Source organism: Singulisphaera acidiphila DSM 18658 (assembly GCF_000242455.2).
GTDB lineage: Bacteria > Planctomycetota > Planctomycetia > Isosphaerales > Isosphaeraceae > Singulisphaera > Singulisphaera acidiphila.
In genome coordinates this window covers 6227818-6249761 of sequence record NC_019892.1, presented here as the reverse complement: position 1 = coordinate 6249761, position 21944 = coordinate 6227818, and the positions used below count along the sequence as shown (strand labels likewise).

19 protein-coding genes and 2 tRNA genes are annotated in these 21944 nt (G+C 59.7%); 14 read left to right on the top strand and 7 right to left on the bottom strand.

Annotation, left to right across the window (positions count from 1 at the left end; all coding sequences use genetic code 11):
- Nucleotides 1-71 precede the first annotated feature (71 nt).
- From SINAC_RS24555 to istB, 6 genes are all read left to right on the top strand, one after another.
- Complete coding sequence (locus SINAC_RS24555) at nucleotides 72-395, top strand: thioredoxin family protein (protein WP_015248264.1); 324 nt, start codon at nucleotides 72-74, stop codon at nucleotides 393-395.
- A gap of 439 nt (nucleotides 396-834) precedes the next feature.
- Nucleotides 835-921: transfer RNA gene (locus SINAC_RS24550), tRNA-Ser, on the top strand.
- Between the two features lie 1323 nt (nucleotides 922-2244).
- On the top strand, nucleotides 2245-2487 hold the full coding sequence (locus SINAC_RS41360; RefSeq protein ID WP_237722741.1) for a hypothetical protein: 243 nt from the start codon (nucleotides 2245-2247) through the stop codon (nucleotides 2485-2487).
- A 3-nt stretch (nucleotides 2488-2490) separates the two neighbouring features.
- A complete protein-coding gene (locus SINAC_RS40685; protein ID WP_015248261.1) occupies nucleotides 2491-2667 on the top strand; it encodes a hypothetical protein in 177 nt (58 codons plus the stop codon).
- Between the two features lie 140 nt (nucleotides 2668-2807).
- Complete coding sequence (gene istA, locus SINAC_RS24540) at nucleotides 2808-4310, top strand: IS21 family transposase (RefSeq protein ID WP_015248260.1); 1503 nt, start codon at nucleotides 2808-2810, stop codon at nucleotides 4308-4310.
- A complete protein-coding gene (gene istB / locus SINAC_RS24535) occupies nucleotides 4307-5179 on the top strand; it encodes an IS21-like element helper ATPase IstB (protein WP_015248259.1) in 873 nt (290 codons plus the stop codon). The genes istA and istB overlap by 4 nt, the downstream gene beginning before the upstream one ends.
- A 199-nt stretch (nucleotides 5180-5378) precedes the next feature.
- Here istB and SINAC_RS40200 read toward each other — a convergent pair whose 3' ends face one another.
- Complete coding sequence (locus SINAC_RS40200; RefSeq protein WP_015248258.1) at nucleotides 5379-5669, bottom strand: hypothetical protein; 291 nt, start codon at nucleotides 5667-5669, stop codon at nucleotides 5379-5381.
- A gap of 794 nt (nucleotides 5670-6463) precedes the next feature.
- Between SINAC_RS40200 and SINAC_RS24530 the strand changes: the two genes are divergently transcribed.
- Nucleotides 6464-7609 carry an ISAs1 family transposase gene (locus SINAC_RS24530; protein WP_015243931.1) on the top strand — a complete coding sequence of 382 codons (1146 nt, stop codon included), beginning with the start codon at nucleotides 6464-6466 and terminating at the stop codon, nucleotides 7607-7609.
- Here SINAC_RS24530 and SINAC_RS40195 read toward each other — a convergent pair.
- Nucleotides 7595-7822, bottom strand: coding sequence for a hypothetical protein (locus tag SINAC_RS40195; RefSeq protein WP_154673798.1), 228 nt, complete (start codon nucleotides 7820-7822; stop codon nucleotides 7595-7597). The two genes, SINAC_RS24530 and SINAC_RS40195, sit on opposite strands and share 15 nt — an antisense overlap.
- A 247-nt stretch (nucleotides 7823-8069) precedes the next feature.
- Here SINAC_RS40195 and SINAC_RS24525 point away from each other — a divergent pair, with 247 nt between their 5' ends.
- From SINAC_RS24525 to SINAC_RS24515, 3 genes are all read left to right on the top strand, one after another.
- Nucleotides 8070-9062, top strand: coding sequence for a hypothetical protein (locus SINAC_RS24525; protein ID WP_154673797.1), 993 nt, complete (start codon nucleotides 8070-8072; stop codon nucleotides 9060-9062).
- Nucleotides 9063-9474: 412 nt separating this feature from the next.
- On the top strand, nucleotides 9475-9993 hold the full coding sequence (locus SINAC_RS24520; protein WP_015248255.1) for a DUF1569 domain-containing protein: 519 nt from the start codon (nucleotides 9475-9477) through the stop codon (nucleotides 9991-9993).
- Nucleotides 9994-10081: 88 nt separating this feature from the next.
- Entirely contained in the window at nucleotides 10082-10267 is a 186-nt protein-coding gene (locus SINAC_RS24515) for a DUF4339 domain-containing protein (protein ID WP_015248254.1), read from the top strand.
- Nucleotides 10268-10485: 218 nt separating this feature from the next.
- Here SINAC_RS24515 and SINAC_RS40185 read toward each other — a convergent pair whose 3' ends face one another.
- The 3 genes from SINAC_RS40185 to SINAC_RS24500 all read right to left on the bottom strand — a co-directional run bounded on the left by SINAC_RS40185 (nucleotide 10486) and on the right by SINAC_RS24500 (nucleotide 12638).
- Nucleotides 10486-11142, bottom strand: a complete 657-nt coding sequence (locus tag SINAC_RS40185; protein ID WP_015248253.1) for a hypothetical protein — start codon at nucleotides 11140-11142, stop codon at nucleotides 10486-10488.
- Between the two features lie 673 nt (nucleotides 11143-11815).
- On the bottom strand, nucleotides 11816-12349 hold the full coding sequence (gene def / locus SINAC_RS24505; RefSeq protein WP_015248252.1) for a peptide deformylase: 534 nt from the start codon (nucleotides 12347-12349) through the stop codon (nucleotides 11816-11818).
- A 70-nt stretch (nucleotides 12350-12419) separates the two neighbouring features.
- Nucleotides 12420-12638 carry a hypothetical protein gene (locus SINAC_RS24500; RefSeq protein ID WP_154673796.1) on the bottom strand — a complete coding sequence of 73 codons (219 nt, stop codon included), beginning with the start codon at nucleotides 12636-12638 and terminating at the stop codon, nucleotides 12420-12422.
- A 226-nt stretch (nucleotides 12639-12864) separates the two neighbouring features.
- Between SINAC_RS24500 and SINAC_RS24495 the strand changes: the two genes are divergently transcribed.
- Nucleotides 12865-14037: a hypothetical protein gene (locus SINAC_RS24495; protein ID WP_015248251.1), complete on the top strand. Its 1173-nt coding sequence runs from the start codon at nucleotides 12865-12867 to the stop codon at nucleotides 14035-14037.
- 142 nt (nucleotides 14038-14179) lie between these two features.
- Here SINAC_RS24495 and SINAC_RS24490 read toward each other — a convergent pair whose 3' ends face one another.
- Complete coding sequence (locus SINAC_RS24490; protein ID WP_015248250.1) at nucleotides 14180-15184, bottom strand: hypothetical protein; 1005 nt, start codon at nucleotides 15182-15184, stop codon at nucleotides 14180-14182.
- 366 nt (nucleotides 15185-15550) lie between these two features.
- Here SINAC_RS24490 and SINAC_RS24485 point away from each other — a divergent pair, with 366 nt between their 5' ends.
- The 3 genes from SINAC_RS24485 (at nucleotide 15551) to SINAC_RS24475 (ending at nucleotide 21388) form a co-directional block, all read left to right on the top strand.
- On the top strand, nucleotides 15551-16696 hold the full coding sequence (locus SINAC_RS24485; RefSeq protein ID WP_015243931.1) for an ISAs1 family transposase: 1146 nt from the start codon (nucleotides 15551-15553) through the stop codon (nucleotides 16694-16696).
- A gap of 511 nt (nucleotides 16697-17207) precedes the next feature.
- Nucleotides 17208-19409 carry a sigma-70 family RNA polymerase sigma factor gene (locus SINAC_RS24480; RefSeq protein ID WP_015248249.1) on the top strand — a complete coding sequence of 734 codons (2202 nt, stop codon included), beginning with the start codon at nucleotides 17208-17210 and terminating at the stop codon, nucleotides 19407-19409.
- Nucleotides 19410-19753: 344 nt separating this feature from the next.
- Nucleotides 19754-21388: a HEAT repeat domain-containing protein gene (locus SINAC_RS24475; protein WP_015248248.1), complete on the top strand. Its 1635-nt coding sequence runs from the start codon at nucleotides 19754-19756 to the stop codon at nucleotides 21386-21388.
- Between the two features lie 420 nt (nucleotides 21389-21808).
- Here SINAC_RS24475 and SINAC_RS24470 read toward each other — a convergent pair.
- Nucleotides 21809-21882 (bottom strand) — tRNA-Arg (locus tag SINAC_RS24470).
- Between the last annotated feature and the right edge of the window lie 62 nt (nucleotides 21883-21944).

The window sequence follows — 21944 nt, the reverse complement described above, 5'->3', positions numbered from 1 at the left end:
TTCTCTTCCGGTAGTGGCGGAAACCGTCGTCCTCCTCCCAACCATTGGAAAACAAAAAAAGGACATGGATCATGACCCAAGAAATCAACCAATCCCAGTACGAGCCCGAAATCCTCAGCTCCCCCGTTCCCGTGCTGCTTGACGTCTACGGCGAGTATTGTGGCCCTTGCCGTCAGCTCGCCCCGGTTATCGACCGCCTGGCTACGGACTACAACGGTCGTGCCCGAATCTTCAAGGTCGATGCCGGCGCTAATCAGGAGCTGGCGGGGAACCTGATGATCTCGGCCGTCCCGACCGTCGTGGCCTTCCGCGACGGCCGAGAAGTCGGGCGACTCGTCGGCCTCCGGCCCGAATCGGCCTACCGCAAACTGCTGGAATCGGCGGGGGTATCCTGACCTCCGTGGCACGATTTCGATGACAAGCCCGGAACCAGAACGGTGACGAGGCGGACGAAATTACGGCGCAAGCCTCCACATTTTCCGCCTCGGCCACTCCCCTTGATTCCGGGCTTCATAATCCACCGGACCCTAGACGTAAATCCTTCGTTTGCTGGAGGTATCGGCGATCCAGTCAACCGTGACCTTCGCCCTTTGGACCACTCGGAAACGCGTGTTGCACCGGGTCCTGCTCCTCCCAATCGAGGAATCACTCCCTCGTTCCGGGAAACTGACTGGAAGAGGATCTCGGTTCCCGGTAGGATAGGGACCCTAACGAGCTGAAAGACCAAACCAACAGGGCACTCCCTGAGGTTTGGATTGCCAGGCGGATCACCTGCGAGAGTTTGCCGGAACCAGCTTCTGGCAAAAATTCTTGGGTCGGGGTTTTGAAGACGACGGAGAGGTGACCGAGAGGCCGAAGGTGCAGCACTGGAAATGCTGTGTACTGTCACAGGTACCGAGGGTTCGAATCCCTCCCTCTCCGCTTAAGTTCCAATGACGCAAGGATTTACGATCGCCACATTCGACGTAAGCCTGAATGACAGTTTTTTTTGATCGTCTGGTTTCTCGCCAGCGTCACCAAAACGCTTGAAGCCTCCCTCTCGATTCGATCGAGAGGGAGGCTTCTTCGTTTCTTAAGACACGGGCGTTGCTTCGAGGAGTTTCACCAGACGAGACGCCTCGGTATAGCCCCCTTTATCGAGGGCGAATCTCACCGCCTCAATCGTGGCGGGTGGAGGTTCAACCGTCAGCCCGATCCCCATGAGCCTCGCCAACTCCTGATCGCCACCAATCTCTCCGATCTCTCCGGCAATATTGCGATAGGTGAGATCGGCCGAGTTGCTGGGGTTTGGTCGTGTAGTTTCGCTCGGCGACTGCCTGGCTCAGATTGACAATCTTAGCAAAATTTAATGACTTCTTGAAGTGATCATGAGTGCAATTCAGCGATGCGTGTGGATGAGAGACGCGGTTTCACCGCGTGGGCAGGAAGGGCTCACTTGCCCTTCAGACACTGCGAGCCATCGGTCAACGGTGGCGAGCACACTGGCACTCTCAAGTCATTTTGGCACGCCAATGGCAACGCATTCACGAATTTATTGATGGTTGATGGGGGGAGGGATAAATCGCTAGAACATGACTCAACGACAGCCGGGGTGCTGGGGACGAGGCATGGACGGCCACATCGGACGCGTCTCCCCGGTTGTTATCACACGCTGAATGCTCCAGGCTCAGGCATCTCCAGGATGCGTCGCACCGAAACATACAAAAAATAAACGTGTCGATGTGATGAATCGCGAGAAAGCGAGGATGGCTCTCAGATTTTCATCGGGCTGAGTTAGCTGAGACGCCCACTTCGTTTCACACAATCGTTGTGAGACAATCCGCCAGTGTGGAGGGAACCAACTCAGAGCAAATTCAAGGGGCAGGGACAAAGTCGTCCTTCTGCATCGAAGTTCCTGAAACTCCCTGCATCATCTACGCCAAGTCTATTAGACTTTCACGCATAAGTCAGTACCATGTGCCCGCTGTCTTCGCCACCTTCGTTGGGCGACTTTGTCCACTGGTTCCGACGAAGGGTTCGGTCGGTGCAGTAGTAGCATTCTGGGATGTCAGCATGAGGAAACTTCGTCTCCTGACAATCAAGTGTTTCGTAGCCTTCTTGATCGTCGGGTGTGTGTGCCAGATCGTCGTGGTCGTAGAACAAGTGCGAGCGTGGCGTAAAGCCGTCGCCCCGTTCGAGACATTGGGTGCCAGGGTGTCGGCCACGGGGGGAGATGACATGGGCCGTTTGGCAGGACGTAAAGGCGTGAGTCGCATCATCTTCAGGGAAAATGTTGGAGACGCTGAACTCGCCGGACTCGTTAAGCGGATGGAGCGATTTCCTAACCTCGATACACTCGTCCTTGAAGGGCCAAAGGTAACGGATGCGGGCCTTGCCCACCTTAAGAGCTTGAAGCAACTCGGCAAGATACTGTTATACAACACACGGGTGACGGATCAGGGGAAGGCGGATCTGCAACGAGAACTGCCCAACTTGAGGGAGCTGTAGCATTTGGAACTAAGTGGAGAGGCAGCGTTCGGAACCGGGCAGGATAACGATCGACGCAGGCTCGATGACTTCATCGCTGACTACCGAAAATCGCCCAACGCCGGGGACGAAATGGGAACCGTGATCGAAATCACCACCAGCCCCATGGACAAAGCGATGATTCGTGACCACGAGATGTGAACGTCAGTCGAAAAACGTAGCGCGCGCCGGTCTCCGATGTTCGGTCGAAAAACGTAGCGCTCATGGATTCACTCGTGGCGTCTGGTACACCAAGGCGAACATCGTTTCGCCTCGATACCCACGCGTCGCGAGGTCTATGGGTGTTCACGCACATGCACAACTGGGCCGAGATCCGCCGCCGCGTCCTTGTGGACAGACAGAGCAAGCGTTCCATCTGTCGCGAGTTCGACATCCACTGGGACACCCTCCAAAAGATCCTCCTCCATGACGAACCTCCGGGCTATCGCCAGGCCCGACCCCGCGCCCGCCCCAAGCTCGAGCCGTTCTTGCCGATCCTCCACCAAATCCTCCAGGACGACCGCAAGGCTCCCAGGAAGCAGCGGCACACCGTTCGTCGCCTCTTTCAGCGCCTCCGCGATGAATACGGCTATCGGGGTGGATTGACCATGGTTCAAGGCGTCGTCCAGGCCTGGCGGGAGGGGCAAGCCGAAGCCTTCCTTCCCCTCATCCACCGGCCCGGCGACGCGCAGGCGGACTTCGGACGCGCCGTCGTCGACATCGCTGGGCATTCCTCCACCGCCGCACTGTTCGTCATGACGCTCACCCATTCCGATGCGATCTTCTGCGCCGTCTTCCCGCGGGAATGCACGCTCACCTTCCAGGAGGGCCATCGCCTCGCCTTTGCCTGCTTCGGCGGCGTACCCCGTCGGATCACCTACGACAATACCCGGATCGCCGTGGCGCGGATCATCGGCCAGCGGGGCGAGGGCGTGACGACCGAGTTCCTCAGACTGAAAAGTCATTACTTGTTTGAGTCTCATTTCTGTCGCGTCCGTTCCCCCAACGAGAAGGGGCACGTGGAGTCGCTCCTGGGCTACGCGCGGCGCAACTTCCTCGTGCCGGTCCCCGAGGCCGATTCGTTCGCCGCGCTCAATGCCCGCCTGCAGCAGAGTTGCCGGGGCGACCTGGGCCGCACCACGCGGGGCCAATCGCTGACCAACGGCCAACTTCTGGAGCGGGAGCGAGGCGAACTGCTCAACCTGCCCGAGGAACCGTTGAGCATCCGTCAGGTGGAGGCGGTCCGGGCCAACTCGCTGTCGCTGGTGCGATTCGACCGGAACGACTACTCGGTCCCGACGCGATACGCGCATCGGCGTCTGACCGTGGTGGCGGATGTGGAACGAGTGCGGATGGAGACGGCCGGGACGATCGTCGCCGACCACACTCGGTGCTGGGATCGCTGCCGGACGATCTTCGATCCGGTCCATTACCTGGGCCTGCTGGAGCGAAAGCCAGGGGCACTGGACTTCGCACTGCCCTTGGAGGGCTGGGAGCTGCCGGCTTGCTTCGCGGCACTCCGTCGTCGCCTGGCCGAGGACCATGGGCCGCGAGGTCAGATCGAGTACATCCGAGTCCTCCGACTCCTGGAGCGAGCGACGCTCGAGGAGTTAACCGCGGCGGTCGAACAGGCCTTGCGCCTGGAGATCTCGGCGGTCGATGGAGTGCGCTTGATCCTGGAGCACCGGCGGGATCGGCCGACGGCGCCGTTGGACCTGGAAGGTCGTCCCCACTTGCCACGCGTCAGCGTCCCGCCGCCGGATCTGAGCGGCTACCGTTCGTTGTGCGGGGAGGCGCAGCCATGAGCCAGCCGAACGCAACGCCAGGAGACTTGGTCCGTTTGAAGCCCATGCTCAGGTCATTGAAGCTGCCGACGATCGGGGCGGAGTGTGAGAAGGTGGCCCGGCAGTGCGCGAGCGAACGGGTGGACCATCTGGGCTACCTGCTGCGGGTGTGCGAATTGGAGCTGATCGAGCGAGAACGGAAAGCGGCGACGCGACGCCTGAAGGCGGCGAGGTTTCCGGCGTTGAAGACGCTGGGTGAGTTCGCGTTCGCGGCCCAGCCGGCGATTCCCGAGCATCTGTTGCGTGAACTTTCGAGATGCGAATACATTGACAAGCGTGAGAATATTCTCTTGGTCGGTGCGTCGGGTACGGGGAAGACCCACCTGGCGACGTCACTGGCGGTGGAGGCATGCCAGCGGGGCAAGCGGGTGCGTTTCGTGCGTGTGACCGAGTTGATCACCAGCCTTCTGGAGGCACGGGATCAGCACCAGTTGGCGAGGCTGAAGGGCCAGCTGAGCAAGCTGGACCTGTTGGTGCTCGATGAGCTGGGTTACGTGCCGGCGAGCAAAGTGGGAGCAGAGCTGCTCTTTGATGTCATCAGTACTTCATATGAGAGAACCAGCCTAATCGTGACAACGAACCTGCCGTTCGAGCGCTGGACGGAGGTACTGCTGGACGCGAGTTTGACGGCAGCGGCGTTGGACCGGCTGACCCATCGCTGTCACATCGTGGAGACGGGCAGTGAGAGTTATCGCCTCAAGGAGGCGAAGCGTCGTCGGGGCGGTGATGGCTTGAATCGCGAAAGGAGGGCATCGAGCACGGGACTCGTGGACGAAAGTCGAGTGGCTGAGCGATCGTCCCCTGTGGACGAGGCGAGCTCGAGCAGGTAACGTCTGTTTACCGGGCGCTACGTTTTTCAACCGGCGCGCGCTACGTTTTTCGACCGACGTTCACACCACGAGATCCTTCTTCGGGACAACGCTGCCACTGTTGTTGCGAAGTGAACCGACCTGCGGCTCAGGACACGGAGGTAGGCGAATCGACCGAGTCTCCGACCATTGGAACTAATTCTTAGAGCGGTCTGAAGGCTTACTTCGCTTGACGGCCGGTCGATGGAATGCGTCCCTCGCTTGACTTCTTTTTCAGCTGCTCCAAATAGAACGCCCGACGCTTAGTCAAGGCGGATGTCCTTGGAGTTCGGGGTGCAATTACCATTCCCGACTCAGCCTCGAAATACAACCCAAGCGGCCTCGGACCAGTCGTTAAACTTGGTGCTTCGCGGTAGTAAAGCCCAAGTTGCTGGGGTCGCGAATCCCATTCATCAGCTTCGACAACCCCTACCAGACAGGCAACTGCAAGACCGGAGATCAGCGTCTTCATCGTCATCCTCCATGAGTGTCGCCAATGGGCGGCGAGATTCTAGTTGGAAGGTGCTCCTGTGTCTACGTCGTAATTTGCCTTGACTGAATGACGAGGAACTCGCAAGACCTCGATGATGGGAAGGGGACAGAAGATATCGAGGCTTCGTTTCAAGATCTAGCAGTTTATAAGTACGATAATCCTAATATCCTTATTTTTATGGATCTTGAATTCACAGTTTGATCCCCTGCCGCTGATCCTCTTCATGATTCCCATCTCGAACTTCCTTGTGTACGACCTCTACGTCGCCGGTGTTGTGGCTCCGTACCGCATAATCGCGGGCCGACAGGCGTGCCCGTAGTGCGGGGCCAGGACGATGGGATGCCTCTGCGTGAATGTCATCCGGCCCCCACCTTCAAGTTGGCACCAATGCCGTCGTTGCGAGACAATAGCGGAGCACCGACTCATCAAGGGCTGGGTCCAGCCGTCTACGGTTGAGCCTTGGTTGGATGAAGAGCTAGACCACCCTAAACCGGCTTGTCCGAGCGGCTCTATGAAACGTCGCACCATGATCGCCTGCATCTTCGGCATCGCCTTGACTCTCCCCGCCAGTTGTATATGGACGTGTCAGGGATGGGGATTGCCGTCATCGGACGGCTTGCGGGTCGGGACAGGGCCAGCGCGTATAACTGTGCGGCCTGAGTAGTCTGGCGCGACAGACCGTGGCTCGTTATCTTTGAATCGGTCCTCGTGAATCGGCTTACTGCACTCCGGGTGTGCGGAGGCCGACACCGACCGATCCCAGGATGCCTCCCATGGCCAAGCCCGTCGATGTCGGCTCCATCGGCTCTTATTTCGAATCGCTCTCCGATCCCCGCCACGCACGCAATCGTCGGCATTTGATGGTCGATATCGCTGTCATCGCGGTCTGCGCCGTCATCTGCGGATGCGATGGCCCTACCGCCATTCATCGCTGGGCCAAGAATCGTGAGTCCTGGCTGGCCCTGCATCTGGCCCTGCCCAACGGCATCCCCTCACGGGATTGCATCCGACGCTTGCTCATGGCGCTGAAACCCGAAGCCTTTCAACGCTGCTTCCAGGACTGGATCTGCGACGCGATCCCCGCCGACACTGAGAACTCCCGCCGACACGTCGCTATCGACGGCAAAGCCTGTCGCGGATCGCACGATGCGGCCAAAGGTCTTGGCAATCTGCACATTGTCAGCGCCTGGGCCAGCGAGCAGGGCATTGCGCTGGGTCAGGTGGCCACCGACGCCAAGTCCAACGAGATCACAGCCATCCCAAAACTTCTCGAGCAGATTGACCTCACGGATACGCTCATCACGATCGACGCGATGGGCTGCCAGAAAGCGATTGTCGAGCAGATCGTTGACGGTGGCGGCGACTGCGTGATCGCCGTCAAAGACAATCAGCCGAAGCTCGCAACCGCGATCCAAGCGTTCTTCCTCGACCACCTGGAACGCGATCTCGAGGACCTCCACTATCGATACGACGAGACCCGTGATGCCGGGCACGGCCGCATCGACGAGCGTTCCTATTATCTGGTCAAGGTGCCGACTGATTTCGCGCCGCTGAAGGATTGGCCCTGGATCAAGGCAATTGGCTATGCGGTGCGAATCACGCAGCATGCCGATGGGACGGAGTCGGACGAGGTGCGTTACTATCTCAGCAGCCACTATCTGAGCGGCAAGCGTTTCGGCGAAGCGGTCCGCGGTCACTGGAGTATCGAGTCGATGCACTGGGTGCTCGATGTGAACTTTCGCGAAGATGAGCACCGCACTCGCGAGCGGACTTTGGGGAACAACTTGAGCTGGCTTCGGCGGTTCGCCGTGACGCTGCTGAAGCGTCATCCCGACAAGGATAGCCTACGTGGAAAGATGATGTCCTGTATGATTAATACGGACTACCTCACGCAAGTCCTTTCACTACAGCGTGTTTGATATGCGCTGGCCCTGCGGGTCGGGATGACGAAGCCCGAAGTCGTAGCCATCGTGGGACCGCCGAGTTCCGAAGGCAAAAGGCCCGATGGCACGAGTTAGATGACGATCACGCAGGATCAATCCCTGGTTTGGATCGAACTCGATTTTGACGCCAAGGACCTCCTCCGCTCGTTCCATTACGAACGCTTTTGACCACGCCTTGACCTTGGTCATGCCGATGACATTCCAGGCAAGAACCATGAAAGCAGTGAGCCGATTGTGCGAACCGGGCCGATCGGCACTCGTCGCCCATCGATCCCGAAAACCCCTTCTAACGGGCGTCACACTGTGATGCCTACCCCGGTAAGTGAGAGGGGAAAGCTTCCCTGCCCCCACGGGTGGAGGCATCAGGAGCGAGGCACGCGGTCAGGTCAACGAGGGGTCGAAACCTGTGAGACTTCCTCCTATGACGACAAGGCGAATGATATTCGTGGTGGCGTTTGTCGCCGTCGCCTTCGGGGGCGGCCCGGCGATTAACCGACTCCGCCTGTGCTGCATCGAGCGAGCCAACCCTCACTATTTGATGGCTTATCTCTGCGGCAACGAAAGCACACTCTTCACTGCACGAGCGACCACCTGCCGGAGATGGGCTTCCCGAGGCATCCCTTGGAACCGAGCTACGAAGGAAGCGGAGACGCTTCGGCTCTGTCCCGAGCAGATGGAGGCCCCGACCAGCGGATCGTGGCTCAAACAGGCAGCAGGTTGGGAGCGAGCAGCCCTCACAGCTCAGAGAGCGATGTCGAAGCAATGGCGAGTGGCTAGGATCTACGACTTGTGGGGCCTTTGGCCCATCATCGAATTCTGCCTCCGCATCGATCCTTTCAATCAAGGTAACGGGATGGCACCGCTCTCCCTGCTCGTCTTGTTCTTCGGACTTTGGCTCGGTTTACGGGCAATTGGCCGATTGATGAAAATCGGGTGGGAGAGGAGAAGTCGATCAAAGGTCGAGAACCCGCCGCAGTTGAAACTCAACCACGTTGACTTGTCATTAGCTCAGCGTGAGAAAGTCGAAAGGCGGATCGCCGAGTTCATCGAGGACTCGACATCTATCTATGCCCACGTCCATGAAACTGTCGCTAAAGCGAACGTGCTGCCGCTTCTCTTCGATTGGACGGGCTTCATGGCTTTGCGACCAGAAGGTGAGATTGTCTACGTTCCGTACGTTGACGAGCCTGGTGAAATCGAGCAAGTCCACGACGAACGCTTGCGAAATATGGGGCTGTTTCAGGGAACCAAACTTCACCCGGAACTCGAATTCCTGTTGCCTCCGAAGCCCCGAGATGCCATCGCGTGTCCTGATTGCCGGGGGTCGGGTCGACCGACATTTCCACCGGGTCAGGAGCATCTTTCCGGGGTTGTGATTTGCTCCTGCGGCGGTTTAGGATGGGTATCCAAGCCTCAAACATCGAAGTAAACCGTTTAGGACCGTTGCCCAAGGTATTGTCAATCTTCGACGAGCCGGCAAAAAGTCGATTTTCACACCGTAAAGTGTTCGAGAACCCCGAGAAATCCAGTAGGTGCATTCTCTGATTTCGGACTTTTTGCCGGCCCGTCGAAGATTGACAATACCTCTGGAACAAAAACTTCTGAGCACTCGGCCAAGCAGCCATCATGAGACGACGATGACCTTCCCTCCCGGGAACCACGGGGCAGAAGGTCATTTTCTTTTTGGAGGACTGCGTTCTGAAAGTACGTACTTCCCAAAGCCTCAATGATCGTCCCGGAAGGTCGTTGGTTTGGTGGGGCCACCTTTCGCTTCGGAATCTTGGATCGCCCCGAATCGCCCCCTTGTTCGTGTCAACTTGTCCGAAGAAGGAGCGTGTTGCATGATGTCCCAACGACGAGACCTGACCTTCGCCCGCCTCGACGAAGTCATGCCCGATGTGGAACACCTCTTGGAAGGCCATACCACGGTCGGCCGGTGGTCCCTCGGACAAATCCTCCATCACCTCACGGCGGGAATCGCACTCTCGATGGAGGGGGAACCAGACACTTCGGAACCAACCCGGGTGCAAGGGATCGCCTATCGTCGCTTCTTCAGGTCGGGCTTCTTTCCCGAGAAGCAGCACGCCTCCCACCCGACTCTGGTGCCACCCCGGACCGTCGACACCTCCGCCGAAGCCCAATCCCTCAGCGCCGCGATCCAGCGGTTCTCTGCAAGCAACGGGCCGTTCCCCGCTCATCCCCGTCTCGGGCCGCTCCGACGGGGCGAATGGACCCGATTTCACTGCATGCACTGCGCCCATCACCTTGGCTTCGTCCTGCAGAACACCCCCAAAGCTTCCAGTCTCGTGCGAAAACCGACTCCATCCATGGAAAACCTGGGGCCGATCGGCGAGAAATGACCAGGCTCTTGAAAAAAGTCAAGACCTTTGGTATGTTGATTTATGCTTTCTCAGGATACCATCAATTTCTGACTCTCAGGAGCACTCAATGGCTTCCCAATGGTTCATCAGCCGAGCCGGAGCGAAAAGCTCCGGACCCTTCACCTCTCAGAAACTCAAGGAACTCGCATCATCGGGCGGCGTGCTGGCCAGCGACATGATTCGCAAAGAGGGGGCGGACAAATCCGTGAAGGCGGGGAAACTGAAAGCGTTGTTCCCCCGTACGTCCCTGTAATGGACGTGCTCCAGAGGTCATGACTTTCGCGCCCGCTGTCGTTCGATACCTCAGCCAAGCCTTGAGCACTCTTTTTTTCGCGATTCACGCGAATTCCGCGGTCCCTCTTGCTTCATCAACTTGTGAATGACCGCACCGGGCTTGAATATATTCAAGCCCCGCGGTCTCCCACAAACTCATCGCAGCCCCCACCGCATCTCGCAAGTAACCCCAGGCCCTTACCTGGCTTGAGGGGGAATCGATGGGAGAGCAGGATCCTGCGGGATCGATTCCAACGGGGCCGGACTCAGGTCCGTCGGCGGTTCCTCCTCGCTCCTTCGGAAACCTCTTCGGACAGATAAGACAGGCTTCTGGTCCGGATCCTGCTCCAAGGCAATGCTGAGCGCCTTCCAGCCCTCGAGTGCGGCCTCCACCTTTTGAAGCCTCGCGCGAAGCGTCTCCGCCTCCTTGGTCAGCGCCTTGATATGGTCTTCAGCCTTCTGACGGCTCTGTTGATGGAACGCTTTCAGGTCGTCCATCGGGTCGTTCGGTTGCTGTTCCCCGGACGCAGGCTCACCACCCGCTGAGGGCAGTAGGTGCTGTGATGGAGTCGGTAAAGGGACACCACCCGCTGAGGGCTGTAGGTCCTGTGATGGAGTCGGTAAAGGGACCGGTGAGCGAACCGACTCTGGCTGGGATTCTTCCGGCGAAACGGGCAATGCTGACCCAGGCGTCTGTTGGAGCTCGTTGGGCAAAGGAACCGAAGCTTGAGCGAGTACCGGTCGGGATTTACTCTGCCCCGCAAAGACCGTAACATCGCGTTGCTGCGCCATGACCGCGATTCCGCCAACCAGCCCCAATCCCAGGAACACTGTCGACAGCGTTTGACAACGCATCTTTACCTCCTTGGTTAACGGTCGGATCAGAAAACCCAGACAACAAAACAAGCAATCCACACACGCATTTCAATACAACAATCACCACACGCTTGTTGCTCAGTGGTGGCATTAACGAATAGGCCCGGCCGTTGCGGTAACCAGAATCTCCAAATCCGCAAAGGTGAACGGGCGATACCTCCTTGTTCTGGGGCAATTGTGGATCGTCCTCCTTCGCCCTGACTATATCCGTCCGCGACCCGAAAGTCATCGGCATCCCATCGCTACTCCTTAGCCAGTAAGTCTTGCGCTGCACCACACCTCTTTGTCTGCCAACGGAACTTTTCAAGGAATGGGCCCAGCCCACCAGTTCCCAAAAGGCCGATCGTACGATAGATAGGCCTACGGTTGATGGATTCACGCAATCCCCCGTCGGCGGGTCGATCCCCCTTTGGGGACGAACAGTACGATCGATGTGGAAGTCGTACCGCTTGCCATCGTCGATAGCCACCGACAATCCCACTCTGTTTCAGGACTTGCTCGACTTAACACACACCTTGAACCACAAAAACACTGTTCGTAAAAAACCACACAAAAAAACATCACCAATAACAAAAAAAATAAACAATTCATATATCTTTATCATTATCCGAATCCGACCAGCGTCGTCGCAAGAGTTGGCTTCTCGAGTGGCTCAGCACCGGCCCACACCTTGCTTCCGATACTCGGACTCGGTGATGAGGTCGCGCGTGCTGTCAAGCCGGTCCAAGAAGACGATCCCTTGCAGGTGATCTTCCTCGTGTTGGAAGATTCGGGCGACGAAATCGATGAACTCGCGTTCGACCTCAATGCCTTCGACAGTCCGGTAGCGAGCCCGAATCCAGCGGTGCCGCGGCACGAGACCCCGGATTCCGGGGATGCTCAGGCAGCCCTCCCAGCCCTTGACCATCTCCTCCGATCGTCCGACGATCTCAGGGTTGATGACAATCTCGGGCTCCATCGCCGGGGCGTCGAGGTAGCGAGGGTTCGGACGCGATGCGACGATGAACAAGGCGAGAGGCTCATACACCTGGGGCGCGGCGATTCCGACGCCGTCGGCCTCCCGGAGGGTTGCGAGCATGTCATCGGCGAGGGTCCGCAATTCGGCTGAGATCGGGAGGTCAATCAGCGAGGCGGCCGACCGCAGGACAGGGTGGCCGAGTTGTGCGATCTGACGAAGAATGGGCATCGCTCGCGGTGCTCCGAACAGCCCGTTGAGATCGGGCGCGGGTTTCGGGTTCAACGAATCTCAATCCCGTTTAGAGTAACTTCCGCGAGTGCTCCATGGGCAGACTGAACTCGCCAACGCAAGGAAGTGGAGTCGCGAACTTCGGGTGATCCCACCCCTCAGCAAGATCCTGTCGGCAAAATCGGTCTGTCCCCTTGAGGTCGAAGCCGCCACCCTGATCGACAGCCCCCGACTCCACCCGGAACGGATCGCGCTCCGTTCGCAACAGCGTCTCAGCGAATTCGACCATTTTCGGTATCGTCAATTCCTTGATTGGCTGATCGAGGAGATTGGTTGGCCGGCATTTCATGCTCAATCACGCAAGAACTGGGAAAAAGTTGTAACAAACCACTCGACCACGTGCATTTTAAAAGTGCGTGCGAACGCATTCATAAAACATAGGAACGAATCATGGGTCGTTCGACGGCCAACTTGCAAGCCCCCGGCCCCTCTTCTCCTCAGAGAACAGCCGTCGGATGGGGAATTGCTGGAGAGTGACTGTGTGGTTACCGTCGAGAGGTTTGGTACGTCTGCTCATCGCCACGGCCGGGATCCTCACCACAATTGCCCTCGGCCTGGGGCGGAGTTCCATGAAATCCGAGGGACGCCGAGTGATGTTTCCTCGATATCACTCGATCAACGCGTATCTTTTCAGTCCTAGCCCCGCCAAATTTCGCATGCTTGACGTCAATACGAGCAAGATCGTGCATTTCCCGCTCGCTGACTCGCCCTTACTCAAATACGCCGGCTGTTCACCCTGGCAGGATCGCTGGGGCCGCACACATCTCGCTGCCTTCTGGATGGGGCAATCGAGCTTCAAAAAGGATTTCACGATCGGTCTGACGCGATACGCCTTACCAGGCAGAGAAGTGCTCGACCGCATCGAGATGGATACGATCCCGGCGGGCCCCCCGTGCTGGTTCCCAGACACCACCGCGCGAATCCTCTTCGCTTGCACAGACGGACATATCTACCGATTCTCGTTTGAGGATCCCCGGAACTCGAATCCGACGGCCGACGATAAGCAGAGTCCCCGCCCACTCATCTGGCAGGCCCAACCTCCGCCGGGTCTGATGAGGATCTCGGCGCCCACCTGGCCAACCGACCCAAGGCTGAGGGGAAAGCTTATCGTATCGCTCACCATCGCACGCGACGGACTCCTGGCGCGTGTGGTCCCCCGACATGAATCCGAAACCCATTTGTGGTGGCTGGAACTCAGCCGAAACGGTTCGGCGATCGTGGCGGGGGCCCCGCTCATCTCGAAGGAGGGTGGGGACTTGGCCGAGCCCATGGTCATCGAAGAACTCCCTGCGGTATCGACGGCGGCGGATGGCCGTCTTTTTCTTGCCTACCTCGCCCGCGGCGAATCCGAAAAGGACCATCGTCTCAGACTCGCGCCGATCGTGACCGAGAATCCGTCGTACCTGCCTTCCGTCGATGAGAAGAAGGCGGTCGAGTTCGCGGGGAGGTTTCTCCTCAGCCCCCCTGCGTTCTCAGGGGACGGTCGCTGGGTCTATGCCGTTCCACGCCATGCTCAGCCCCCCGTTCAGATCGTGCGATTCTCCGTCGTCGAAGCCCTTGCCAGAAATTCAGCGCAAGGGCGAATCGGCACGAATCCTCAAATTCTCACATGCAAAGTCAACGACTAACGCAAATTCGAGCCTGCCTGTCCGGCTAAAGCCATCCTTCTTCGATGACCTGTAATAGGTGCCCCATCGACACACCGAGGCGTCCCGATGGCGATCTTCACCTCGGAGGTCTTCCGTACAACGAGGGCGCGAGGGCGGCCCGTCAGCGCGAAGGCTTTTGCGTCTCGAGCAGTTTCTCATAGAAAGTCCTCCACGTGCCGACCATCGCCTGGACTTCCTTGTCGAGTGTGTCGAGATCGCCAAGGTGGGCACGAGCGTCTGCAAGGCGATGCCCGGGTTCGCGTCGTGCATTGATCGCTTCCAGGTAGCGTAAGAACCCGGGGAGCCGCGCAGGGGATCGGATCAAGAGATCGACCAGGACCCAGCTCTCCGCCTCGGCGTCTCGGATCGTCGCGGCATCTTCGAACGCCTTATCGTCACCGAGCAGGCGCTCGACGGAGATCCAGGGGACCGTGCGCTGGCCGGAAAGACGGGCGAGCTTGCCCGCGTTCGGTTTGCCAGCCGCCCAACGGCCGGTGGGGGGGCGGTTTTCCAAGAAATCGGCGAACCCGTCACGTATGGAGTCCGGTACATCCGCGTCTGGGTGTAGCAAACCGGTGTTTTCGAACAAGAGGAGGCTCGTCTCGTGGCAGAGTGTAACGGTATTGCCCCGCTCACGATTGGCGCGAAACCGGGCGCCGCCGGCGCGAAGGTCGAAGAAAACGAGGCGATTGGCATCCGGATCGAAAACGGGCTCGGCCTCCCCCTCGGGGTCATCGTCCCCCAAGAACTTCAACTGCTCCTTGGGGGTGGAAAGGATGACGAGAGTAAGGCGACGCTCCGGCGGATGGATCGCGAACTTGCGGGTTTGAAAGTATTCCAGATAGTCCGTCAACAGGTTCTCGCAAATGTCCAAGGCCTGCGTCGTGAAGACGTCAGGGGCATCGCTCAGAGCGAAGAAGCGTTTCGTGACCCGGAGTTTGAGCCGGCCGATCCCAACCTCCTTGGCCCGCGCCAGCACATCGTCCCGCGATTGCGCCTCGTCAGAGCTGAGTTGAGGTTCGTCGGCCCGGACCGACGCCGCAACTCCCAGGCTCGCCGCCGTTGCGCTCAACCAGTCACGGCGGGTGATCCCGGCGGCCACGATGCCACCATCACGCTCTCTCATCGCTCGGACTCCTATCAATCCGAAATTCTTGAACGGATCTGTTACCCCGAAAGTTCGCCTCCGGTTGACTTCTGGCGACGCATTGAACTCGATTCGGCGAAAACGCTCAAGAAGGTCGCAGCCCTGGACCTCGCACACAGTGAAGAACAAGGAACCCCAGCCGTTTCCATCGGCATTTCGACGGAGCATTGCTCGCAGAATCCGGTAACTTGCCCCCCTTGGCAGGGCCAGCGCGTATAACTGTGCGGCCTGAGTAGTCTGGCGCGACAGACCGTGGCTCGTTATCTTTGAATCGGTCCTCGTGAATCGGCTTACTGCACTCCGGGTGTGCGGAGGCCGACACCGACCGATCCCAGGATGCCTCCCATGGCCAAGCCCGTCGATGTCGGCTCCATCGGCTCTTATTTCGAATCGCTCTCCGATCCCCGCCACGCACGCAATCGTCGGCACTTGATGGTCGATATCGCTGTCATCGCGGTCTGCGCCGTCATCTGCGGATGCGATGGCCCTACCGCCATTCATCGCTGGGCCAAGAATCGTGAGTCCTGGCTGGCCCTGCATCTGGCCCTGCCCAACGGCATCCCCTCACGGGATTGCATCCGACGCTTGCTCATGGCGCTGAAACCCGAAGCCTTTCAACGCTGCTTCCAGGACTGGATCTGCGACGCGATCCCCGCCGACACTGAGAACTCCCGCCGACACGTCGCTATCGACGGCAAAGCCTGTCGCGGATCGCACGATGCGGCCAAAGGTCTTGGCAATCTGCACATTGTCAGCGCCTGGGCCAGCGAGCAGGGCATTGCGCTGGGTCAGGTGGCCACCGACGCCAAGTCCAACGAGATCACAGCCATCCCAAAACTTCTCGAGCAGATTGACCTCACGGATACGCTCATCACGATCGACGCGATGGGCTGCCAGAAAGCGATTGTCGAGCAGATCGTTGACGGTGGCGGCGACTGCGTGATCGCCGTCAAAGACAATCAGCCGAAGCTCGCAACCGCGATCCAAGCGTTCTTCCTCGACCACCTGGAACGCGATCTCGAGGACCTCCACTATCGATACGACGAGACCCGTGATGCCGGGCACGGCCGCATCGACGAGCGTTCCTATTATCTGGTCAAGGTGCCGACTGATTTCGCGCCGCTGAAGGATTGGCCCTGGATCAAGGCAATTGGCTATGCGGTGCGAATCACGCAGCATGCCGATGGGACGGAGTCGGACGAGGTGCGTTACTATCTCAGCAGCCACTATCTGAGCGGCAAGCGTTTCGGCGAAGCGGTCCGCGGTCACTGGAGTATCGAGTCGATGCACTGGGTGCTCGATGTGAACTTTCGCGAAGATGAGCACCGCACTCGCGAGCGGACTTTGGGGAACAACTTGAGCTGGCTTCGGCGGTTCGCCGTGACGCTGCTGAAGCGTCATCCCGACAAGGATAGCCTACGTGGAAAGATGATGTCCTGTATGATTAATACGGACTACCTCACGCAAGTCCTTTCACTACAGCGTGTTTGATATGCGCTGGCCCTGCCCCCCTTGGCCGAATGATCCAGCTCAGGCCGCACCCGCCGATCGGCCGTGGCGTCGTCATTGGCCCACACGCTTCCCATAGAAGGAGGCACGGCCGATCATCTTAACCATCGATATGATAAGGATATCGGGATGGAGGCCGCCCCCCTCTTACGAAAAAACCGATCTTGATCAGGCATGCAACCTTAACCAAGCACATAAACACGTACAGAACAACAAATATTCACTGAACTCCCCTGGTCTCCAGACCCAATCCTCCTCCGCGAATGCCGTCGAAAACTGGCTGGCGTGATTCAGAAATATGTATCAAGTCCTCACTCGGCGGCCATTCTCATTTTATGGATCATCGCGGGGCCGGCCCGAGTTAACATCAATGGAGAGCGACCCGGGATTGAGCTTCCCCTTCGGCAATCCTCCAGCCTCGTCGAGGTCTGAGATCGCGCAAAGGTGAGGCCGTCGCGCCAATTCAATGGAACGGAAGCGGGAACCTATCCCCATGGCGAATGCCCCCCTCCCCCAACCGCGTCCTCTCCTGCGCCGCCTGCTTGAGAACGGGACCTTGATCGGGCTGTCCGACGCGGAACTTGTCGATCGCTACGCTGCGACCAGAGACCAGGAGACATTCGCCTTCCTGGTGACACGGCACGCCCCCATGGTCATGGCCGTCTGTCGCGGCTTACTCGGGACCACCGCCGATGCAGAAGACGCGTTCCAGGCGACATTCCTCGTCCTCCTCCGTCGGATCGGAACGTTCCCCGTCGGCCCTTCGCTTAGCGGATGGCTATACCGGGTTGCCCGCCGCGTCTCGCGCCAGGCCCACCGATCCGAGGCACGGAGGCGGAGGCGCGAGTTGGCCTTCCAGCCGAGGGAGGCGGAACGAGAATGCGAGTTCGAGCGGTCGGAGCTCCTCTCCCTCATCCGCGACGAGATCGAGCTCCTTCCAGAGCGCTACCGGGCGCCGATTGTGCTCTGCGACCTCGGCGGGATGAGCCGCGAAGAGGCTGCCGCATTGCTCAGGTGTCCGGCCGGCACGGTCGGAGGCCGCCTCGCCAGAGCCCGGCAGCGGCTCCGTGACCGGCTGGTCCGTCGCGGCCTGGCGCCCTCCCTGACAGCACTGGCCGCGACGCTTGCCGCCGACACGGCATCGGCCGTCCCCGCCGACCTGATCCACCGGACGATCGGGACCGCGACGAGGCTCGAGGCCGGACGCGCAAGCCTCGTCGGTGCGATCTCGGCCGAAGTGGCCGCGCTCATGGAAGGAGTGAAGTATCCGATGCTCCACGCTCACTGGAAATCCGCCACGGCCGCCCTGCTGACGGTCGCCGTTACCAGTGCGTGGGCGTTCGTTCGCCATGCACCGATCCAACCACCGTCTCCGCCCGCCCACACAACCCAGGCGCTGGCCTCAAAGGCACCCGAGGCAGCGAAGCAGCCGGATGCCACCCAGGTCCGGGAGCCCAACGTGGAGCGTTTCCAGCTCGCCAACGGCCTGAAAGTAATCTTCCAACCAATCGCAGAGGCCGATCAGGTGGCCCTAGTCGTGCTGTACTCGGTCGGTGAGAACCACGACCCTGCGGGACGATCCGGACTCGGCCACATGGTGGAGCATTTGTACCTCACGGCGGCCGCTGGCGATGAGAAAGCCCGGACCGTCGAGGGAGTCGCCAGCCGCTATCCTACGGGGTCGAACGGGCAGACCGGCGATCGGTACACGGTCCTCGCCACCACCTTCCCGGCCAAGAACCTGGAGGCCGAGTTGAAGGATGCCGCCGACCGCATGAGCGACCTAAAAATCACGGCCGCCGACCTCGACAGGGAGCGGTCGCGGCTCCTTGAGGAAGTCGCCAACATATTCGAGCGATCCCCTGCATTGGCGGCTCTCAACCACGCCCGAGAGCTGGCCCGACCCGCACCAGCCGGTGGCCGTGGCGGCGGCCTGCCTGAGCATGTCCGAGCCATCACTGTGGAGGAAGTCACGACCCACTGGCGGCGTTACTACAAGCCTCGCAACGCAATCATCGCACTGGCTGGAGCCATCGACCCCAAGATGGCGAGCCGGGCAATCAAAGACCATTTCGCCGAGCTCCCAACCGGCGAGGCGCCCCCGACACCCCGAAAATTCGGCCCGCTGAAACCCGGGGCCACGCGGGAACTGGCCATCGCGACCTTCCGGTCCGCCAACGAGCCCATCGCTTGCCTGGCCTACCTCGCACCCCGGCCCGGCAGTGAACTCTACGCGCCGTTCCTGGTGCTGATTTCGCGACTCTGGGCGGGCATGGATAAGCTCGGCGCCGGCCCGGCCTTCCCGTTCCCTGTCTACTTCACACCGCTGGACGATGGCACGATCGTGGCCGTGTCTGCTCCGGCCCCCCACGGCGAGACCGCAACTCAAGCGTTCACCCGACTCGAAGCGTTCGTGGCCCAGACCCTGGGACCTGAACTCGCCGACCGCGACCTGACGGCCGCTCGGGCGCAGCTTGGGCCCTTCCTGGGGTTGGCCAATGTCCCCACCTCGATGCTTGCCCGCAACCCTTACGGCGTTGCCTTTTCCCTGGGTCGCCGGGAGCAGTTGGGGCTCAACTCTACCCAATTGGACCGCGAGCTCGAATCCGTCACCGACCGCGACCTGCGCCGCGCAATCGACATGGTCTTCTCCCCCAAGCGACACACGGCCGCCTTCATCTCGCCCACAAAATGATCCCGGCCAAACCAGATGGACTCGGCGGGAATAGCGTCTGTCGGCATCCCTCCCCGGCGCGATGGTTATTATGACGCGAGGCATGAGGGGCACTACAACAGCAGACCCCTAAAGCAATAACACAAAAATCAACAATATCAGAGTTTTCGCAATAAATAAAAAAAACAACAAATAAATCATGAACTCAAATCCAGTGTCATATCGACTTGCAAAATCGACCGGGCTTCGGTGTTGTTCCTTTCTGCAAGCTAATGGGTTCAGTCGCAAAAGGTTGGTCCTTCCTCACGATTCGAACCGTTCATGCCGTGGGTCGATGACAGAGGGCCGTTTCTGGAGAATTCCCCATGCCCATGAGTGAACGGGAGAAAGACCGGGTACGGCGATCGATCACGCCTCCCGTGTGGTCTGAAGATCGCAGCGTCCTCGTCTGGACCGAACGACAGGGCGACGGTGACGACATCCGGGCCATGATGTGGAGGCCTGAGGACGCGGAGGAGCGGGCCGAGGCCGAGCGATTCTTCCAGGCCGCAACCTACCGGAGTTGGCACACGGAGGACGATCTCCGCGAAATCCTGAAAGCGTCCGATTCCTGGCTCATCCGCTTGAACATGTTCGGTGTGCTCAAGTTCCTGACTGTGAATCAAGAAGACGTCTTGTTCGGCCCCGACATCGACGAAATCGAGGTCTTCGCGGACGTGCCCGCGCAGGCCGCGACATTCACAGCAGAGCAAACCCGGGCGTTCATTCCTCGTCTGGCCCAGGAATGGCTTCAGGATGATCAGGACTTCTATTTCGAGCCCATCCGTCCGGCAGAGGCCACAAGAGACTTTCGTCTGGACGGCCCTGGGGAATCCCCCGAGGCAGCAGTCAAAGAACGCGACGAACCCGACGATCAGGAACCCGAACCGGCCGACCTACCGACGTTGTTCCGACTCCTCGAAGATCCCGACGAGGGCGAGCGGATCTGGACAGCTTCGCGCCTGGCGAAACGAGGTATCGCAGCCGATCGGGTCGTTCCGGTCATCGTCGCCTTCTTTCAACGGATGCTCCAGGAAGAGGACCTGGGCGATTACGATACCGAGATGTGGTTCTGCGGCGTCGCCTATGAGTTGGCCAATTACGGGGCGAACGCGGCGCCCGCGATCCCTGTCCTGATCGAGGCGCTGGGGAATCGCAACTGGCAGGTGATGGGCAAAGCCGCCTACGTCCTCGGCCACATGGGAGCGGCGGCTGAGGGGGCGATCCCGGCTTTGAAGGAGCTTCTTCACAAGCCGCTCGCGGAGATCGCCCGCCACAGCGCCCTGGAGAGCGGCCAGGAGATCTCGCTCGAATTGGCCGAGAAGATGGCGGCTTCACCCCGCGTTACCATCGCTGAGGCATTCTGGAACCTGACTCACGACGAAGCGGCAGTCGCCGTACTCCTGGAGGTCTTCCGCAGCAATTCGAGCTCCAATGATCGGGCGGGAGCGGCACTCGGCCGGATCGGCACCGCCTCCGACGCGGTGATCCCCGCACTGATCGAGGCCGTGCGGGAGACTGAGCAGCCCAGGCCCGAGGGACAATCGATGTTCTTCGCCACTAACTTCTCCGCCGCGCTTGGGGCGTTGGAGACGATCGGCCCGGCGGCGAGTGCGGCCGTCCCCGCCGTGACCAGGGCGCTGGCCGATCCGAACACCAACGGCAGGATCATGGCGGCGCGAACCCTGTGGCGGCTCACTGGATCCACGGAGATCCCCCTGAAAGTCCTGGTGGCCGCGCTCGAAGATCCAAGCGAATACACCCGGCGCTTCGCTGCGGAGACACTCGGCTCGATGGGCGCCGCGGCAGTACCAGCCCTCCCTGCTCTCCGGCGAGCGTTGGACAACGCCGTCGGGGAATACAAGGACGGCGGGGGCAGACAGCGGCCGGAGAAGCAGGCGTTCGAGGAGGCGAGCGCGGCCATCGAAGGTCGAGGGACGATTCAGATCGATTCGAAGTGAAATCGAACAGACGAACCGCATAGCCGATGCTTGGCGGCGGATCACCGACCTCCGCGATCATCGGCCCGGTTGCGGCTTCTCAAGGATGGAATTCGGCCACGGCACGATCGTCCATCGCGACGGGTCGGAACGACTCTTCGCAGTCTCTCCCCTCCCTCAAACCACGGTATGAAGGGGTTCCTTCATTGGCTCTTCGGATTGCGTCGCACACCGTACGGCCTTGAATAGGGGGGCGATTGCGCTGTCGACCGTTGATGGGTCATTGGGCGATCAGCCGGTTGAACACTCTACGCCACCCCGTGACCTCTGTTCACGCACCGTAGAACAACAGTTAGAACGACAGGCCGATTTTAAGGTACTCGTTTTCAGCCACCTTAGGCTAACAAAAAACCCCTGGTTTCCCAGGGGTTTATGCTTCAGTACACCCGAGAGGATTCGAACCTCTAACCTTCGGTTCCGTAGACCGATGCTCTATCCAATTGAGCTACGGGTGCGTTTCAGTCTTTGATTCGGCTCCATGGCCGACACGAGATATCCTATCGAGGTCGGGGGCCGG

Bases quoted from the DNA above. Each gene is read 5' to 3' on its own strand.
- SINAC_RS24555 (WP_015248264.1), top strand. From the start codon at position 72: ATGACCCAAGAAATCAACCAATCCCAGTACGAGCCCGAAATCCTCAGC.
- istB (WP_015248259.1), top strand. From the start codon at position 4,307: ATGAGCCAGCCGAACGCAACGCCAGGAGACTTGGTCCGTTTGAAGCCC.
- SINAC_RS40200 (WP_015248258.1), bottom strand. From the start codon at position 5,669: ATGAAGACGCTGATCTCCGGTCTTGCAGTTGCCTGTCTGGTAGGGGTT.
- SINAC_RS24530 (WP_015243931.1), top strand. From the start codon at position 6,464: ATGGCCAAGCCCGTCGATGTCGGCTCCATCGGCTCTTATTTCGAATCG.
- SINAC_RS40195 (WP_154673798.1), bottom strand. From the start codon at position 7,822: ATGACCAAGGTCAAGGCGTGGTCAAAAGCGTTCGTAATGGAACGAGCG.
- SINAC_RS24525 (WP_154673797.1), top strand. From the start codon at position 8,070: ATGATATTCGTGGTGGCGTTTGTCGCCGTCGCCTTCGGGGGCGGCCCG.
- SINAC_RS24520 (WP_015248255.1), top strand. From the start codon at position 9,475: ATGATGTCCCAACGACGAGACCTGACCTTCGCCCGCCTCGACGAAGTC.
- SINAC_RS24515 (WP_015248254.1), top strand. From the start codon at position 10,082: ATGGCTTCCCAATGGTTCATCAGCCGAGCCGGAGCGAAAAGCTCCGGA.
- SINAC_RS40185 (WP_015248253.1), bottom strand. From the start codon at position 11,142: ATGCGTTGTCAAACGCTGTCGACAGTGTTCCTGGGATTGGGGCTGGTT.
- def (WP_015248252.1), bottom strand. From the start codon at position 12,349: ATGCCCATTCTTCGTCAGATCGCACAACTCGGCCACCCTGTCCTGCGG.
- SINAC_RS24500 (WP_154673796.1), bottom strand. From the start codon at position 12,638: ATGGTCGAATTCGCTGAGACGCTGTTGCGAACGGAGCGCGATCCGTTC.
- SINAC_RS24495 (WP_015248251.1), top strand. From the start codon at position 12,865: ATGGGGAATTGCTGGAGAGTGACTGTGTGGTTACCGTCGAGAGGTTTG.
- SINAC_RS24490 (WP_015248250.1), bottom strand. From the start codon at position 15,184: ATGAGAGAGCGTGATGGTGGCATCGTGGCCGCCGGGATCACCCGCCGT.
- SINAC_RS24485 (WP_015243931.1), top strand. From the start codon at position 15,551: ATGGCCAAGCCCGTCGATGTCGGCTCCATCGGCTCTTATTTCGAATCG.
- SINAC_RS24480 (WP_015248249.1), top strand. From the start codon at position 17,208: ATGGCGAATGCCCCCCTCCCCCAACCGCGTCCTCTCCTGCGCCGCCTG.
- SINAC_RS24475 (WP_015248248.1), top strand. From the start codon at position 19,754: ATGCCCATGAGTGAACGGGAGAAAGACCGGGTACGGCGATCGATCACG.